This window comes from Bacillus sp. FSL K6-1145 (assembly GCF_038003425.1).
Taxonomy (GTDB): domain Bacteria; phylum Bacillota; class Bacilli; order Bacillales; family Bacillaceae; genus Bacillus; species Bacillus pumilus.
In genome coordinates this window covers 684,977-703,771 of the sequence record NZ_JBBOPC010000001.1, presented here as the reverse complement: position 1 = coordinate 703,771, position 18,795 = coordinate 684,977, and the positions used below count along the sequence as shown (strand labels likewise).

Annotated in this window: 6 protein-coding genes; all 6 read right to left on the bottom strand. The window is 44.1% G+C overall.

The annotated features are described in order from the left end of the window. Positions 1-7: 7 nt before the first annotated feature. The 6 genes from MHH41_RS03395 to MHH41_RS03370 are packed head-to-tail and all read right to left on the bottom strand — an operon-like array spanning position 8 to position 18,786. Positions 8-4,513: a type I polyketide synthase gene (locus MHH41_RS03395; RefSeq protein ID WP_340865686.1), complete on the bottom strand. Its 4,506-nt coding sequence runs from the start codon at positions 4,511-4,513 to the stop codon at positions 8-10. Further along, on the bottom strand, positions 4,506-7,175 hold the full coding sequence (locus MHH41_RS03390; protein ID WP_253622878.1) for a non-ribosomal peptide synthetase: 2,670 nt from the start codon (positions 7,173-7,175) through the stop codon (positions 4,506-4,508). Before MHH41_RS03390 ends, MHH41_RS03395 begins: the two co-directional genes overlap by 8 nt. A 20-nt stretch (positions 7,176-7,195) precedes the next feature. Then, positions 7,196-16,285 carry a non-ribosomal peptide synthetase/type I polyketide synthase gene (locus tag MHH41_RS03385; RefSeq protein WP_340865685.1) on the bottom strand — a complete coding sequence of 3,030 codons (9,090 nt, stop codon included), beginning with the start codon at positions 16,283-16,285 and terminating at the stop codon, positions 7,196-7,198. A 19-nt stretch (positions 16,286-16,304) separates the two neighbouring features. Continuing rightward, positions 16,305-17,447, bottom strand: coding sequence for an acyl-CoA dehydrogenase family protein (locus MHH41_RS03380; RefSeq protein WP_212046320.1), 1,143 nt, complete (start codon positions 17,445-17,447; stop codon positions 16,305-16,307). Next, positions 17,434-17,703 carry an acyl carrier protein gene (locus MHH41_RS03375; protein ID WP_050945733.1) on the bottom strand — a complete coding sequence of 90 codons (270 nt, stop codon included), beginning with the start codon at positions 17,701-17,703 and terminating at the stop codon, positions 17,434-17,436. Before MHH41_RS03375 ends, MHH41_RS03380 begins: the two co-directional genes overlap by 14 nt. A gap of 27 nt (positions 17,704-17,730) precedes the next feature. Further along, positions 17,731-18,786 carry an HAD-IIIC family phosphatase gene (locus MHH41_RS03370; RefSeq protein ID WP_340865684.1) on the bottom strand — a complete coding sequence of 352 codons (1,056 nt, stop codon included), beginning with the start codon at positions 18,784-18,786 and terminating at the stop codon, positions 17,731-17,733. Positions 18,787-18,795: the final 9 nt, after the last annotated feature.

The following is an 18,795-nucleotide window of genomic DNA, read 5'->3' as shown; positions in this document are numbered from 1 at the left end:
CTCCCATCTATTTTCGTTTTAATCTCTGTTTACGGCGGTTCTTCCCATCTGCCATCGCCTGTTTGCGGAGATTAGATGACTCAGTGACAGCTTGCTTTTCTTCCTTCACTCCATGTATCTTCTTCAGTTCTGCAGCCAATGACGCGATCGTTGGATGACTATACATCATGACCACTGGAACCTCTATACCATAAATTGATTTAATATGACCGCTCATCTGCAGTAAATCAAGGGATGTCGCACCCATTTCAAAGAAGTTCTCATTCACATCCGGTTCATGAGGAAAAAAGGAGCTGAGTACATCACACAATGATGCTTCTAGACGATCATCTATGACCTGCGATATTTGTTGAGTCGACTCTTCTTCCTGCTGCATAGGTGTTAATCGGTGTTTCATTCTCTCACCCATGTCTCGAACAGAAACAAGAATTTGCGGATAATCTAAACGCAGCACTTCCTGAAAGGCCTTGATTCCTTCATCTGGTGAAATTCCCGCCTGCTCCTCGAGCGTCATCATGTCATTGACTTTGGCCGCTAATGCTGAGTTGTGTGCCATACCGACTTTTTCCCATCGATCCCAGTTTAAAGAAATCACTGGCTTTCCTTCCTGCCTCTTCTCATGAGCAAAGCTGTCCATAAAAGCATTGGAAGCGGCATAAGCCACTTGTCCAGCCGCTCCAAGAAAGGACACTAGGGATGAACAAAGTAAAAAGAAGTCGAGCGTTTCATCCTTGAGTGTTTCATCCAGCACATAGGTCCCGTTGATTTTTGGCAGACACATGCGAATTTCATCGTCTGCTGTTCTTGCTTGGATGATCTTCCCATCTGCCTCTCCTGCCGCATGGATGACACCATGTAAATCACCAAATGATGTATGAGCCAGCTGGATCGCTTTCTGCACGGCGTCTTTATCTGACACATCACCGTGTACAGTTAGTACATCAGCTCCTAACTCTTCAAGAGTCATCAGCTTTTTCACGGTTTCAGCTTCTTTCCCATCCGCATCACGCAGTTCATGCCATGCAGAGCGTTCACGTATTTGTGATCGGCTGAGGAACACAAGTTTTGCTTGATACGTTTCTGCTAAATGTTGAGCTAGTGTGAAACCAATGCCTCCCATACCGCCGGTCAGGAGGTAAACACCATGAGTCCTGATAGGCTGTGTGGACGATTCCTCTTTGCTTAAAGGTGTACTTGAAGCTTTTCGAACCCACCTACTGTTCCCCCGATACGCCACGACTGCCTCTTGATCGTGCATTGCCACCTCATATGAAAGAAATAGCGGCCAGTCCGCCTTTGTTTCCTGACATAAATCAACGTGCTGACACGCAATGTGCTGATATTCTTGAGGAATGGTCAGAGCTAGTCCAGTGCATGTTGCTTGAAGAGGATTGACCTTCTCCATCCCGATGACATCATGCGCTTGATTTGTCACAAGATGAAGACGGATGGTTGTGTTATGATGCTGACTGATCAGCCTGACGAGATCAAGTACAGATAAGTAGTTCGGCTGATCACCTGTATCTTCTGTTAGTTCATCATGCATCCAGATGATCTCTTCCGGTATAAATCCAGATTGCTGCAGTTCAGCCATCACCCACTCTAAGTGTGACAGCATATGAACGTCAGCCTTCATCACCTGGTCATTTTCTTTGATCGTATGATCACTTTGACAGACGCTGACAACCACTGCATGCCGCTCTTTCAAATAAGCGGCAATATGACCATTTTTCTCAAAAACCAAGATACGCTTCCCTTGATGATGCTGCTCTTTTAGTACAGGTGCAGAGCGCTCCCATACCGGAATGTAAAACCAGTCTTGAAAATCAGCGGAGAGTGTCTCCCCCATTTCTGATGGTGCTAAATTGCTCATCAGCTGATCCGCTTTAAACTGCGGAGAGGGGAATATTTGATGCTCAAATGGATATGTTGGCAGTGACACTCGATATGGGGTCTTTTCTTTTCTGACAGCGCTCCAGTTCGGCTCCACTCCAAAACTCCACAGCTTCCCTATAGCCTTTTTCATATATTCATCATCAGCAGCTTGTTCTTTTGGATGTCTCACCAATGAAACAGCCGCTGCTTTGTTCACATCATAGTCATCATGTCGTCTCACAAATTGAGTCAACATATGACCTGGTCCCACTTCAATGAAAACCACTTCACCAAGTCCAAGTAACGTCTCTAATCCTTGACTAAATAAAACAGGCTGCCTAATATGAGATGCCCAGTAATCAGGCGATGAGGCTTGCTCATTTGTTAACCAGCTTCCTGTCACATTCGAAAGGATCGGAACCTCGCCCTGCTGATAGGTGATCTCTAAGAGAGCGTTCTTAAACTGTACGGACGCTTCAGCCATCATACTCGTATGAAAGGCGTGAGAGGTTTTCAATGTTTGGACAGAAGCTCCTCTTTTTTCAGCTTGTTCGAGATAGATCTGTAACCGTTCTGGAGGACCGGAAACAACAGATAATTGTGAGCTATTCACCGCAGAAAGCTCGACACCCTCAGGAAGATCATGTTCAATCTCTTCGGCAGAGAGTGACACTCCGGCCATTTCACCCCGAGGCATTTTTTGCATCAAACTGCCTCTTTTTAAAACGATCCGGATTGCATCTTCAAGGTGTATGATACCGGCCACGCAGGCAGCTGTTATTTCTCCAATACTATGACCAATGAAATAATGCGGACGTATGCCTAGTCCCATCAGCTTCGATGCGAGCGCATACTCAAAACTAAACAAGATGATTTGTGTATATGATGTTTGCTGTATGAGTTGTTCTGCTTTTATGAACTCTTCTTCGGTTGTTGGATATAACACGTTCTCGATCTCAACACCTGATAAAGATAAAATGATGGCAAAACATTTCTGAAGCGTTTGTTTAAATTCAGGATCTTTCTCATATAAATCCTTGCCCATATTCACATACTGAGCACCTTGTCCAGAAAACATCCAGACAACTGCCGGCTGTTGAAAGGCCTTTTGCGGCTGTCCAGCTGACTGGAATGTGCGGTCAGGCCCTGCAAGAAAAGCTTGTCGATAAGGAAAATGCTTTCGTCCCTCTTGCAGTGTAAAGGCAGCCTCGGATAGTGTGACACGCTTTTGTTCTTTTAAATAAGATGTCATTTGTTCAGCCGATTTTTGAACCGCCTGCTTCGATCTTGCAGAAATCACCATTAGTTCATGATCTCTTTCTACTGACGGTTTGTCGGCGGCGGGTGCCTCTTCCATGATCAGGTGTACATTCGTTCCACCGACTCCAAACGAACTAACTCCAGCACGCAGCGGCTGCTCTGTTTTCATCCATGGTACGGGGGTTGTATTGACATAAAATGGACTTGATTCAAAATCAATTTTCGGATTCGGTTTTTTATAATGAAGGCTAGGCGGCAGCATCTGATGGTACAGACTAAGCGTTGTCTTGATAAAACCTGCAACCCCTGCGGCTGAGTCAAGATGACCAATATTGGTTTTCACAGACCCAATTGCACAAAACTGCTTTTTATCCGTTTGAAAGGCTTTCTTTAGTGACTCAATTTCAACCGGATCTCCAAGAGTTGTACCGGTGCCGTGTGCTTCAATATAAGAAATACTCTCAGCTTCTACACGACTGATGTTGAGTGCCTTTTTAATCACTTCGCTTTGTCCTTCTATGCTTGGTGCTGTGTAGCCAACCTTCCGCCCACCGTCATTGTTATAGGCTGACCCTTTAATCACGCCATAGATATGGTCCTTATCCTTTAGTGCCTGCTTTAATGATTTGAGCACAACAACACCGCAGCCCTCACCGCCAACGGTGCCTTCTGCCTGTTCATCAAAAGCCCGGCAGTGCCCATCTGGCGACATGATCATGCCTTCTTGATACATGTATCCTTTTTTGTGAGGGGTCGTAATGGTGACGCCGCCGGCGAGTGCCATTTTACATTCTCCAGTAATCAGGGCACGCGCCGCCATATGAATGGCAGTCAAAGAGGAAGAACAAGCTGTATCAACAGCTACGCTCGGCCCCTTCAAATTCAATTTATAAGATACCTTTGTGTTCATGAAATCTTTATCTGTTAACTGAACAGCCGCAAATTGTTCGGATGAGTGATTCGTTCTCATCAGCATGGATGCAGCTTGCCAATATAAATTAGCAGAAGCGGCTCCAAATAAACCAATCGGTTCCTGATAGGTTTCAGGGTTATAGCCTGCATCTTCAAGTGATTCCCACGCCACCTCATGAAACATGCGGATTTGCGGGTCCATTACTTCTGCTTCACGCTGTGAATAACCAAAGAAATCTGCATCAAAATGATCATGCTGATCAACTGCTCCTTTGGCACGTACATATTGCTCATGATCCAATGCTTCTTTCTCAACCCCTGCCTCAAGCAGCTCTTCCTTCGAAAAGAACGTAATGGACTCTCTTCCATTTGCAAGGTTGTCCCAAAAGTGATGAATATTCTTTGCTCCGGGAAAACGGCAGGCCATCCCAACCACTGCAACCTCTAATCCTGTGAACTTACTCATCTATCATCCCGCCTAACAGTTGAGCGGCACTTTCTAAGTCATCCGCTTCATTTTCTCCATCATCTTCGATCTGTTTCTCTTGCCCTGATGCTTTGTTTTTTAATTGCGTAGCTATTTGCGAAACAGTTGTATATTGGAACAGCTCCATCACTGTCAGCTCCTGCTGAAATTCCTCTTTCACTTTATTGGACAACTCAACGATATTAAAAGAGTTCCCGCCTAAGTCAAAAAACGGTTCATCTATACGAATCTGCGAAGCAGGGACTTGTAAAATAGAGGCGAAAATGCGAACAAGCTTCTGCTCTGTTTCATTATGTGCTTGAATGGTCACAGGCTCTTGATTGTTTGACAGCTGATCTTCTGGATTCGGTAGTGCTTGGATATCCAATTTCCCTGATAGATTCAAAGGAAATTGCTCTATTTGGATGACATGTCTCGGCACCATATAACCTGGTAATCTTTCACTTAAAGACTGACGAAGCGCACGCTGATCTATCACTTGTTTTGCCATCATGTATGCGCAAATGTATTGGTCCTGATCCTGCGTTTCCTTAGGAATGACAATGACATCTTGAATCAGTCCTTGCATATGCGGGTCATCAAGAATCGCTCTACGGATTTCCTCTAGCTCAATTCGATATCCCCTAATTTTCACTTGACCGTCGTTTCTCTTGGCAAATTCTAATAAACCATCAAACCGCCATCTTGCAAGATCTCCCGTACCGTATAACATCCCGCTGCTCAGCTCTGGTTTTTTGATAAATTTCTCCTTGCTCAGATCAGGGTGATTGATGTACCCACGACCTACACCAGCGCCTGCTATATATAACTCTCCAAAGACGCCAATCGGAACTGGCTCTCCTTGCGCGTCACATATGAAAATATGCTCATTCGGCATCGGCTGCCCAATAGGAATGACTTGTTCGTCCCAGTCTTGGGGAATCAAAAAGGATGATGACTGAACCGTACATTCAGTCGGCCCATACGCATTAATCATGATTGGTTTTTCACCTGATATCTGCTGTAAAAATTGATCCATCAGCTCTTTTGTGAACACCTCTCCGCCCACCAGCATCATCTTCAATGCTGGCAAGTCTTGTTTCGATTGCGCTGCTGCCTTGTTCATCAGCTTCAAGTGAGAGGGGGTCACATCAGACAGCTGAATGTGATGTTCTTGGTAAAACGACCATAACGCATGCCCATCCATACGGACTTCATCTTTGGCAATATGCAGCGTATGCCCGAAGAGCAATGCCGGGAACAATGTTTGAACAGACGCATCAAAAATGTGAGAAGCCAGCATCCCTACTTGCAAAGGATTAGGGAGCAGATCAAAAAAGCGCGTTTTCATTCCATATACCAAATTAATGACATGACGATGTTCGATAACGACACCTTTCGGATGCCCTGTCGTACCTGATGTATACAGGACATACGCCATATCCGAAGGCGAGATAGACCAAGTCATATTCTCTTTTATTGATGGTTCTTGAAGCATGTCTTGAATCACATGGACCTCGACATCCAATCCTTCGTGTCCTTCTGCATCCGAGACAATAGCTGTAGCGCCGCTGTTTTTGAGCATATACCGAATTCTTTCAATCGGCAGATGAACATCAATCGGTAAATAAGCATAGCCAGCCTTTAAGATGCCAAGAATGGCAATGACAAGTTCAGCAGATCGATACATTCTGAGTCCAACAGGAGCCTCACGTGTTATCTGACTTTGAGATAGTCTAAGCGCAATGCGATCTGATAAATGATCAACCTCTTCATATGTATAGGAGGTGGTGCCAAACACAACAGCCGTTCGCGCTGGATACAATTGGACTTGTTGTTGAAATAACGACACAATATCACGATCCACTGGATAAGCGAGCGACTCTCCTTGAAACGAATCAAACAGCTGATTTTTCTCTATATCAGATAAAAATGAGTGTGTGCTCATCGTTTGCTCAGACGTTTCGAGACATTGCTCTGTGAATCCCATGAAATGATTGGAGAACTGCTCCATCATGTGGTCATCATAAATGGAAGCATCCCAGTGAACTTCAGCATGAAGGTGATCTTGTTCTTTCTTCCAAACAATAAGCACATCCGCATGCAGCTGCTCTCTGTCAACTTGCCCATGCAATGTCTCAAATGCACATGCCAGATTGACACGCTTCTTGTCTTCTCCTGCTGAATGCCAAAGCTCATCCATTAAAATATAAACAGGATAGTTTTGATGACGCACTGCCTCCTGAAACGATTGTTTCACTGCCTCTAGCCCTGCGCTAAAGCTCATATGAGGCTCAATCTCTGCCTTCAGCGGCAGCATATGATTGATGGCGGATTGATTAGCAGACTGTTCCATTGTAGGAACAGTCACCATCAACTCAGTTTTTCCGCTATAACGTTGAAGCAAGCCAAAAGCTGCTGTGGTTAGCACGATAAACAGGCGCAAATCAGAATCTCCACATAATTGCTTTAACGAATGATTCATAGCCACAGGGAAGGACGAATGAAGCGATCGGTTCATTGCAGCAGGCTTGGCATGTGAAACCGTATGAGGAATGCGGCCATCAAGCTGGACACCTGATAAGATCGATGTCCAGTAGGCTCTTTCTAACACCCTTTCCTTCGCCGCTGCTTTCAGTTGAAAATCATCATGTTCAATCACTCTTCCATTCACCTCTTTACTTATATTTTCAAGTCATCTAATTCGAAAAGAGATACGTCATCTAATTGCTTGAATGAAGAAGTCAGTTCGATCTCCTCTATTCTTACAGCATCTACTGAAACAGCCCTCATGATGTCTTTCAGCAAGCCCGCAATCTGCTCGATGGTTTCCTCTGTGAAAAGCTCAGTATTATATTCAATTGTTGAAGAAAGACCGTCTTCCTGCTCATACGCAATCCAGAGTAAATCAAAGCGTGACGTTCCTGTCTCATACAGATAATCACTAAAGGTTAAACCGCCTACCTTCAGTTCTGGCTGATTCATATTTTGCAAGGCGAACACAGCATCAAACAATAGATTCCGGCTGACACTCCGGCTTAACTGGAGGTCTTGAACCATTTGTTCATATTGATAGTCTTGATGTCCGAAATCATCGATGACATGTGCTTTCACATCCTGCAGGAATTGCTGGTACGTCAGTTCTGCTTTAGGATACAAACGAAGTGGCAGCATATTGACAAAAATACCGATCACTTGCTGCAGCTCCTCTTGTTTTCTCCCTGCTACCGGAACCCCGACCGTGATATCTGATTGTCCGCTTAATTTGTGAAGCAAAATCTGATATACACTTAACAAGCCCATAAACAGTGTGGCGTCTTCCTGTAAAATCACCTGCTTAAACGCGTTCAGCTCCGCTTCTTCTATACGGAACGTATAATGTCCGCCGCGAAATTGTCTCACTTCTGGCCGATCGAAATCTGTTGGCAGATCAAGTAGCGGGGCACTTTCTAACCGATTTTTCCAGTAATCACTCGATTCTTTCAGTGCTTCTGATGCAAGCAGGTCATTTTGCCATTCTGAAAAATCTTTATATTGCAGAGCAAGAGGCTCGAGCGTCCTGCCGTCATATAACTGCATAAAGTCATTGACCAAAATATCTTGAGAAAGACCGTCTGAGATAATGTGGTGCATGTCCAGCATGAGTACGAATTCCTCATCTGCCAGCTTCATCACACCGACTCTCATCAATGGAGCCTCACTTAACGTAAAGGCAGTCAAAAATTGTTCAATCACTTGTTTTTGCTCTTCCTCAGATCCTTGTGTTGATCCGTTAGTGAGGTCAAATAATGTGACTGCAAATGGTACCTCTTCTTCAATCTTTTGATAAGGGACGCCATTCTCTAGTACAAACGCTGTCCGCAAACTTTCGTGTCTCTTAATGAGCTGCTGAAATGCCCATTCCAACCTGCTAATATCGAGTTTCCCTTTGATTCGTCCCGCTTTAAACTCGTTGTATCCTGTGCTGTTTACATCCATTTGCTGCATGAGATACAACCGTTTTTGCGCAGACGACAGAGGATAATGCTCCTTCACTTCGGCTTTTTCAATCGCATGATAAGCAGCAGTATCTGCTTGATCGATATATGCTGCCATTAATCGTATCGTAGGGATTTGGAAAAATTGTGGCAGCGTCAGCTCTACACTAAATGCACGATGAATGATACCAATGAAGGTAATCGCCTTTAGAGAATCTCCACCCATTTCAAAGAAATGATCATCTATGCCAATTTCATCAATCTTAAAGAATGCTTGCCAATGTTGACTTAATGCCTTCTCCAGCTCCGTTTCTGGTGCCGCATAATTCGTGGAAAGCGCTGGTCGAGAATACAGGTTGCCATCTTGTTCATGCTCTCCGCCGCTCTCATCCTTAAGGGATAAACGGTCTACATATCGGTGAATACGATCATGTAAAGATGTTGTCGAAATAACCATTTGTTCCACTTGATCCAGCGAAAGCAATCGTTCAAAGATCATTCTTCCTTCTTTTTCTGTAATTAACGTTTCGGTGACATCATCTCCGATTGGAAGATCAAGCTGCTTCCCTTGCTCAAATTCCCAGCCGTCAAAGCTAATGACAGACCACTGTGTTTCTGAACGTAGATTGCGTTCATACACGTACGCATCGATGAAATGATTCACAGCTGTATAGGCTGTAAAACCGAGTCCGCCCAAGATCGGTGACAAAGATGACAGGACAAAACAGAAATCAAGGGATCGATCACTTAAGGCAGCATCAAGATGAAGCACACCATTCATCTTCGCTTCAAAATGCGGCTCCGAAAAAGTGACATCTGTTTGCTCCATCACCTGGAAAGATTGGTCGCCTGTCACTCCAGCTGCATAGATCACGCCATCGATCTGCCCATATGATGCATCCACTGTGTTGATCAATTGCTGGATATCTTCCTTGTGACGAACGTCTACTTTCTGAATGAGAACATCTGCACCTGTCTCTTCCAGCGCCATTACCCTTTGGATTTTTTTCTTTGTTGGATCCTGTTCATCATGCGCAGACAGCCATTCTTGCCACTTGCTTCTATCAGGGAGTCCAGATCTGCTCGTTAAGATCAATGTTCCCTTCGTTTGCTCGGCCAAAGTCTGGGCGATATTCAATCCAATAAACCCAAGTCCGCCAATTAAAATGTATACACCATCTTTTTTAGCCAAATGAGCCTGTCCTGTTTCAGGAACTGAACTATTCGCATACTTTTTCACATATCGCTTATTTCGTCGATAGACCGTGAGAAGCTGTCCATACGCTCGATCTAGCTCATCGCTTATTTGCTTTAGCAATCTCTTTTCTTGAACCCCATTTTCCACTGGGCGATCAATATCAAGAATGCGGTAACGTAAGTTCGGTGTTTCCTGTGAAATCACCATCGCAGGTCCTAGATGGATCGCTTTTTCAGGATAAAGTACAGGCTCACCGCCAACGGCATACGTCAATGAGGAAAGAACTGTAATCGATACCTTTTGGTCCAACACATATTTTTTCAGTGTCTGGCCGATATAAAGCAAGGAGTAATAAGCATCTTGCTGCGTTTGCTTCACCCATTCTTCTTCCGTTTGAGATGGCTGTCTTTCTGCAAGCCCCCATAGATGACAAACTTTTGACACGTTGATTTCGTCATCTGCCAGATTTGATATGAGCCTTTCATAATCAGATGGCTCATGTGACCGAATGGTATAGCTTTTTTTGTCATGCTTCGTAAATTCATTTCCTTTACGAACCACTACGGACTCGTTCCGTTTCGTCATGAGCTCAGCCGCAATCTTCTCTCCAAAAGCAGATGGATCTGCAAACAAAAGCAAGGCTCCGCCAGATGTATCTTCTGATGGCACGCAAGGTAAAAGATCGGCTTCCCAATGAGGGGTATAGAACCATTCATCCATTTGCTGCTTTCGTTCAGACTGCTTTGGTTTTTCTTGCTTCACACGATCTGCTGCATCATACCAATAGGAGGTTTGATCAAATGCATACGTTGGCAGCGGCATTTTCCGCGGCTGACGGTTTAGATGGAACCTGTCCCAATCAATGGATAATCCGTTTGTCCATAAACGTCCGATTTGACCAAGTAAAAATTCAGTATCCGTCACATCTTGTTTTGCATGTCTTAACACATGACATACATGCTGGTTCAGGCCGTTCAGCGACCGGTTGACCATCACGCTTAAATCTTGTCCTGGACCAATCTCAATTAATTGAATATTGTCCTCTTGTAAAATATTTGTGATGCCTTCAGCAAAGCGAACTGTATCGGTCATATGCCTTTTCCAATAAGACATATCCTTCGCACTCGTATCTGTCATCCAATCTCCTGACAGATTCGAAATGAATGGAATACGAAGCGACTTGGCGTTAATATGCGTTAATTTTTCTCCGAATTGCTCCGCTGCCTCCTTCATGACATGTGAGTGGGCGGCAATGGTTCCACCTAATCGCATACACATCAATCTGTTGCTTTTTAGCTCTTGTTCAAATTCACTTATCGCCTCTTCTAGACCTGACACGATACATGATGAATCATTGACAACCGCGAGAGAAATATCGTTTGGAAGCATCGGTTTTAGCTCTGCCTCAGGCAATGGAACACTCATCATGACGCCAGCTGGTGACGACTGCATCGCATTCGCACGATAGGCGACCATGGACATTGCGTCCTTTAAGCTGAATAGCCCTGATATGGCGGCTGCCGTTAATTCGCCAAAGCTATAGCCGATCATTGCATCAGGACGAACGCCCCATTCAATGAAAAGCATGGATAAGGCATATTCAATGGCAAAAATGGCTGGCTGTGCATATTGAGTACTTGCCAATTGTTCACGTGCCTTTTCTGTTTCAGCTGCTAATGGGTACAGAATACGGGCAAGACTTCGTCCCGTTGCTTCTTCATATGCTTGAAAACAAGCATCCATTTGCTTCTTAAAGTAAGGCTCTTCCCGGTACAAATCTAATCCCATATTGAGATATTGATTGCCTTGTCCAGAAAACATAAAAATAATCTTTTGCTTTTCCACATGCGAATGCATGAGCTTTCCAATGCCTTTGCCTTGCTTTTCTGTTAATACTCTTAGAGCATCTTCTCTGTTTGCCGCAACAAATGCCTGACGAAAACCAAAGGATTGTCTTCCTGTTTGCAGCGTATAAGCTGCGTCTGCCAAATTGATAGAAGGTGTGTTTTCTATTTGGCTTGCGAGTTTGTCTTTCATTCGTTCCAAGCTCGTTTTGCTCTTGGCTGAAAGAACAAGCAGCTCAGCAGAACGAGGCATTTGCTGACGATCTCTTTGTGGTGCTTCTTCTAAGATGACATGTGCATTCGTTCCACCCATTCCAAATGAGCTCACCCCCGCCCGCCGCAAATGGGAAGCTGGCTGCTTCCAGTCGGTCAGCTCAGTGTTTACAAAGAAAGGACTGTGCTCAAATGCAATGTTTTCATTGGCTTTTTTGAAGTGAAGACTAGGTACAAATGTGTGATGCTGAAGCGAAAGCACAGCTTTGATCAAGCCAGCTGCTCCTGCCGCTGCATCTAAATGTCCAATATTTGTTTTCACAGACCCAATGCGGCAAAATTGTTTTTTCTCTGTGTCGAAAGCCTTTGTGAGCGCCTCTATTTCAATCGGATCACCAAGTGATGTGCCAGTTCCATGTGTTTCCACATATTCAATCGTATCTGGTGAAACATCTGCTTGATGCAGGGCATCCTGAATGACACGTGTCTGTCCTTCGACGCTCGGAGCATTGAAACCAACCTTTTGATCACCATCATTGTTGATGGCAGAGCCCTTAATAACCGCATAAATATGGTCACCATCTTCTATGGCTTCACTAAGTGCTTTTAAAGCAACAAGACCAACACCATCTCCGCCAACAGTTCCATCTGCTTGATCATCAAAGGCGCGGCAGTGGCCATCGCTTGATTTCACCATATTCTGCTGATAAACGTAGCCTGATTTCACTGGGTGCAGGATCGACACACCTCCCGCAAGAGCTACATCTGAATCACCATTTGCAATGGATTGACAGGCCAAATGCAAGGCGACCAAGGAAGTTGAACAAGCGGTTTGCAGCGTAAGCGCCGGTCCTTTCAAATTCAATTTATGGGCAATTCTTGTACTTACGGTATACGTATCATTGAGTGAACCCACTTCAAACAGCTCTGACATGCTGCTATCAAGGGAAGCGGCAAAACGCTGAATCCATTGGAAGTTCGAAGTGGACCCAGTAAACAACCCGACCTTCCCCGTATAATCTTCTTGTACATACCCCGCATCTTCCAGCGCCTTATAGGCGTATTCATGCAGGAGACGTATTTGAGGATCCATCATTTCTGCCTGACCTGGCGAATAGCCGAAGAAGGATGCATCAAATAAATCAGGTCCATCAATGACACCCTTTGCCCTCACATAATCGGATCGCTCGAAGGTTTGGCGGTCAATACCAGCTTCAAGCAGTTCTTCATCGGAAAAGAAGGAAATTGATTCTTCTCCATTCTTCAAATTTCGCCAAAATGCCTCAACATTTTTCGCACCTGGGAATTTACCAGCCATTCCAATAATGGCAATCGGCTCATTGGCTTTTCTTATCTTTTGTTTTACAGGCTGCGTGTCTGCCGCTGTCTGCTCTGAATCGCCGCTTAAATATGCGGCAAGCTCTCTAATCGTTGGGCGGCGGAACATTTCGACCATTGGAATGCTTTGATTCAATTGCTTAGCGAGCTGTTGATTGACGTGGATCAAATTGAGTGAATGCCCGCCAATGTCAAAGAATTTGTCATGAACACTTACCTCATCTAAGCCGAGGACCTTTTTCCAAATGTCTTGAATGACTTTCTCCGTATCAGAAAGATAGTCAGAGCCCGCCTGTTTTTTCGTTTGCTGCGCCTGTTTTAAAGCAGGTAAAGCTCGTTTATCTAGTTTGCCATTGGCAGTCAGCGGCATATCGTCTAATTGAACAAAGTGAGTTGGGATCATATAATCCGGCAGTTGATCAGCCAACGCTTGTTTTATTGCCGCTTGATCAAGTATGGCTGTCGTGACAACATATGCGGCCAAACATGGTGTACCAGAAACATCTGGCTTTACAACAACAGCTGCTGCTTTTATTCCTGGCTGTTCATTCAACCAAAATTCAATCTCACCAGTTTCAATCCGGTAGCCTCTCAGCTTCACTTGATCATCATTTCGACCTAAAAATTGAATGAGCCCATTAGGGAGAATGCGCGCTGCATCACCTGTTTTATAAATTTTTTCTCCTGGCTGGAAAGGGTGATCGACAAATCTTTCTTCGGTTAGTTCTGGGCGATTCAAATAGCCTTTTGCGACACCTTTTCCGCCAATATATAATTCACCGACGGCTCCTTCCGGCATGAGATTCATATGTCTGTCAAACAGAAGAATATCTGTATGCTGTGCTGGCTTTCCAATCGGTACATACACGTCTTGATCAATGTCCTGGTCATATCGATGAATCATGCAGCCAACGACCGTTTCAGTTGGTCCATATTCATTCACAATTTCAACTGGCTGCGGAAAGGACTGCTGAATGGATTTCGCTAAAGATGTTTCCAGCTGCTCTCCGCCTAAAATGAAACATTTCATTTGGCTGTCTGGGAAAGACAAATGCTTAATAAACTGTAAATGAGATGGTGTCAGTTTCATCACATGTACACGGTTGTCGTTTATGATGTCTTCGACAAGTAGCTGCCGGTTTTCATGGTGATAAATCATGATGGTATTTCCTGAAATGAGCGGCGTGAAAATAGAAGTAACCGTCAAGTCAAAGGACAGTGAAGTATACAAAGCAAAATGCCTTGTTTCTCCTCGAACATATACTTGCTTCGCCCAATCAATATAGTTGGCTAAGCCAAGATGATGAATGAGTACTCCTTTTGGTCTTCCGGTCGTTCCTGATGTATAAATGCAGTAGGCTGTTTGGTCTGAGGTGATGGCTTCTGCCAAGTTGTCTGATGGTCCGGTGTATAGATCCGGCTGCGTGATATCAATTTTTTCTCCATGATAGGCATAGGTGAGCCCTTTCATTGGATGAGTTAAGAGCCATTCTACTCCGCTGTCTTCTAATAGATATTCTATTCGTTCCTGCGGATATTCAGGATCAATCGGCACGTAAGCACCGCCAGCTTTTAAGATCGATAAGCATGCTATCACCATTTCAATGGAATGCTCTGCTAAAATGCCGACACGCTGCTCCTGTTTGACTCCTTTGTTTTGTAAATAATGTGCGAGCTGGTTCACTCTCTTATTGAGTTGTTCATATGTAACCGTCGTATCGCCAAACTCAACTGCGACTGCCGCTGGCGTTCGCTCCACTTGTGCTTCAAATAGGTCGATCACCGTTGGCTCATGGCTAGGTGTTGCTCCGCCGTATTGCTGAAAGACCGCTAACTGCTTTTCTTTCTCTTCTTCTGATAGCAGCTGTAGTTGAGCAGCAGATTTGTGCGGATGTGCACAGGCATCAGACAGGAGATGAAGAAAATGCTGACACCACTTTTCGATTTGCTCAGCTGAAAAGCTGACAGGGTTATATACCAATGAAAAGTGCAGCTGATCATCAAACGCCTGAACACTAAGCGTGAGATCGAATTCTGTCTGCTCAGTCATCTCAAATCCACGAATACGAATTGGCTGATCGTTTTTCGTGAGCATTTGATCTAGTGGATAGTTTTCAATGACGACGATTGAATCGAATAATGATTGCTCTGCAGTCATTCCTGCATATTTTTTTAAGTCAGATAGTGGGGTATGTTCATATTCATTTCTTACAGCGATCTCACGGCTCACCTCCTGCATCTGTTCAAGAATTGGCCGCTCCTGTTCGAATGAGACTCGCAGCGGTAAAGTGTTAATGAACAGCCCAGTCATCTTTTCAATATGAGGGACATCCGCATTTCTCCCTGATACTGTTGTCCCAAAGACAATATCATCTTGGTTCGCATACTTAGATAGTAAAACTCCCCACAGCGTATACATCACAGATGCCAGCGTCACGTCATATTGATTTGTGAATTTGCTCAAGCTCTCCGCAATGGAAGTATCCACTTGATGTTCATATTGATGAAACACTTCTGAAGGTTCATATGCGCCGCTTGACTTCGGAAGCAGTTCTGCATAACTCCATCCGTTGAAAACATTTTTCCAATAGGCGGCTTGTGCTTCTGTCTGTTGAAGGTTTTTCTGCTGCCATTTGACAAAGGATTGGTAGGACGGTCTTTGTTCCAGAAGAGGTTTGTCCCCATTCGATAAGCGCTCATATGCACTCATCCAATCGCTTAATACAATCCCAAGGCTCCATCCGTCCAATAAAATGTGATGGAAGCTAATGAGAACCCAGCTGACTTCATCATTCACTTCACATAACGTCAGGCGGAATGGGACTTCCTGCAGATCAAAGCGTTCTTCTCGGTTCTGTGCCGTCACCTCTTCTTTCAGCACATGAAGAGGCTCCTTCGCTTGCGTGAAATCACGATATCGAATGTCTGGCTGATGCTCCTTCAGCACAATTTGCACTGGTTTTGCTAGTTCCTGCCATCTGAACAATGTTCTAAGCATTTCATGCTGTTTGGTGACATTCGTCCATGATTGTTCAAAAATGTCTCGATCTATTGGTCCGTCTATTTCGATCAGCAGTTGTTCAAAATAAGCTGTTCCGTTCGGTTCCATTAAATGATGAAACAGCAGTCCTTCTTGGATCGTAGTGACACCTAACATATTTTCAATGTTCTGTTTATCCAGCTTCTGCGGCTGTAAAGCCATGGGATCATCTCCTTTCTCTCTAAGAATGTTTCACAAAATAATGGCGTAAACCATAGTTAGCAATAACCTGCTGCTGAATTTGCGAAGTTCCTTCAATAATTTCAAGCACCTTTGCTTCACGATATAGTCTTGAAGCTGAGTTTTCCCGGCTAAATCCACTTCCGCCATGAATTTGGACATTTGTATTTGTAATGTCAACGGCAATTTTAGAGGTGAAATATTTTGCGATGGATGTTTCAGTGATCGCATCAGGATGATTCGCTTCTCTCATTTCCCCAGCCTTTAGGCATAAGGCTCTCGCTGCATGGAGCTGGGTCACCGCATCTCCGATCATGCCTTTGATCATTTGATGCTTGTACAATTTTTCATTAAACTGTGTTCTTTTACGCGAATACGTGACAAGAGAATCAACGGCTTCTTGTGCGATGGCAAGCCCTGCCCAAGCGACACTGTATCTTCCATGGTCTAATGCGAGTGACACCACATGGTTAAATCCGCCTCCAACTGGTCCTAAGACACAGTCTTCATGAACCTGAACATGATCGAGGGTGATTTCCGCTAAATATGACGCTCGGTTGGCCATCATTCCTGTAATCCTCTCAATCTCTACACCCGGCTGATTTCGATCGACAAGGAATGCCGTGACTTGTTCACCGTCTCTTGCAATCACAATAAAGAAATCGGCAATCGCTCCAAAGGAAATCCACTTTTTCTTCCCATTTAATACATAGGATTGCCCTTCCTTTTGATAGCTTGTTTCAACATGATTGGCATCTGAACCAATATTCGGCTCTGACAAAGCAAAGGCTCCGATTTTTTCTCCCTTGGCTAATTCAACGAGCCAGCCTTGTTTTTGGTCTTCTGTTCCATAACGAAGAATGGCTTCTCCTACAAGTGAATTCACTGTCAATAATGTGCGTACATTACAGCAAGCTTTTCCCACTTGTTCCGTGAACTGTCCATATGCGATTGGATCAAGCCCTAGCCCTTGATAGGAAGATGGGATACCTGCTGCCAAGTAGCCTCTTTTTGCCATATCTCGAATCAGTGACTCTGGCAAATGTTCCGTCTCATCGAATTCATTGGCAAACGGACGGATATGTTCATCGCAATACTGGCGAATTTCTTCAACGGCATTGATCGTTTGTTCAGCTGTTTTCATGAAGAGCCGCCCCCTGTTGTTTTCTCTCAATTAAGGCGACAATGCGATTGACCGTACTAAAATGAGCAATGTCGAGGTCTTCGTTATCTAATTGGAATTGAAAGTCTTGCTCGATATAGTTCACTAGTTTCATCGCAAATAGAGAATTCACAAAGCCTTGTTCAAAAATATGATCATCATTTCCAAGTTCAATTTCCTCATCAAATACCACTAGGTTTTGCTCGATATAGGCTCTTACTTGTTCGTGTAGGTTCATGATTTAATCTCCTCGCTTTTCGCTTTTTTATTGTTTGGCTGGGTCTTTCTGATTTAATTCAATATTGACATCTACGTATTCTGGGAAAGGCTGAATCATGCTTAAATCATTTTCAAACAAGATATAGCCGTCCTCCCCTTTCTCAATCTCTTTGAAATTCGCAAACTTATATGTGATGTACATCATGCGGTTTCGGTCGGTTTGTTTAAAGTCAGCGACAAGCCGCTTTCCTCGCTTTTTCGCTTCTTGCAAAATCGTTGTGAGTAAGATGGTCCCAACACCACGAGACATGACGCGGCAAGACATAAGCAGCAGTTTGACATGCCATGTGTCACCTGTTTCTTCTATTAATGAGAGTCCAATTTTTCCATAGGAACCGAATTTATCTTCAAGTTCACAGACAAGCAGGAAGTGAGAATCTGATTGACGGAAGAAATCAAGCTCTTCATAATCGTAGGTTTTCCCGCTCGCATTTAATTGATTGGTACGGACAGTCAATTCTTCAGCGCGCTGGAGGTCTTGTTCTCCTGCTTCTGATATCACGAATTTCATATGTAAAGACGCCAAGAATTTCTCAGGCGGCCCTTCATATTTCTCTTCTTCCTGCTGCCTTTTGTCCGCTTCTAAGTACATTCTTCTGCGTCGTCTAGCATCTTCTGTGATAAAGACTGGACGCAGCCGATCATCAGTGAGTAATGACAGATAATCCACTGCATCCCAGCACGTAATCTCTGGATGAACAGCCTTCACTTCTTCTCGTTCAAATGGCTGATCATCAATAAAGAGAATGGTATCTTTATGAATATTTAGGCGCTCGCTGATTCTCTCTAATGAACTAGATTTGGCATTCCAATGAATCTCTGGATAGAGAAAGAAATGTTCGATTCCGAAGGCAGAAAGCTTTTCCTTCACGGCTGCTTCATCGTTCCGGCTTGCTATAGAAAGAAGGATGCCGCGCTCATCTAACTCTGTTAGTACTTCCTTCATCGATGGTTTTAACTTCACTTCATCTGACTCAAGTAAAATTCCATCCCATAATGTATGATCTAAATCCCAGACAACACACTTAATTTGCTTAGCCATTGGTTATTC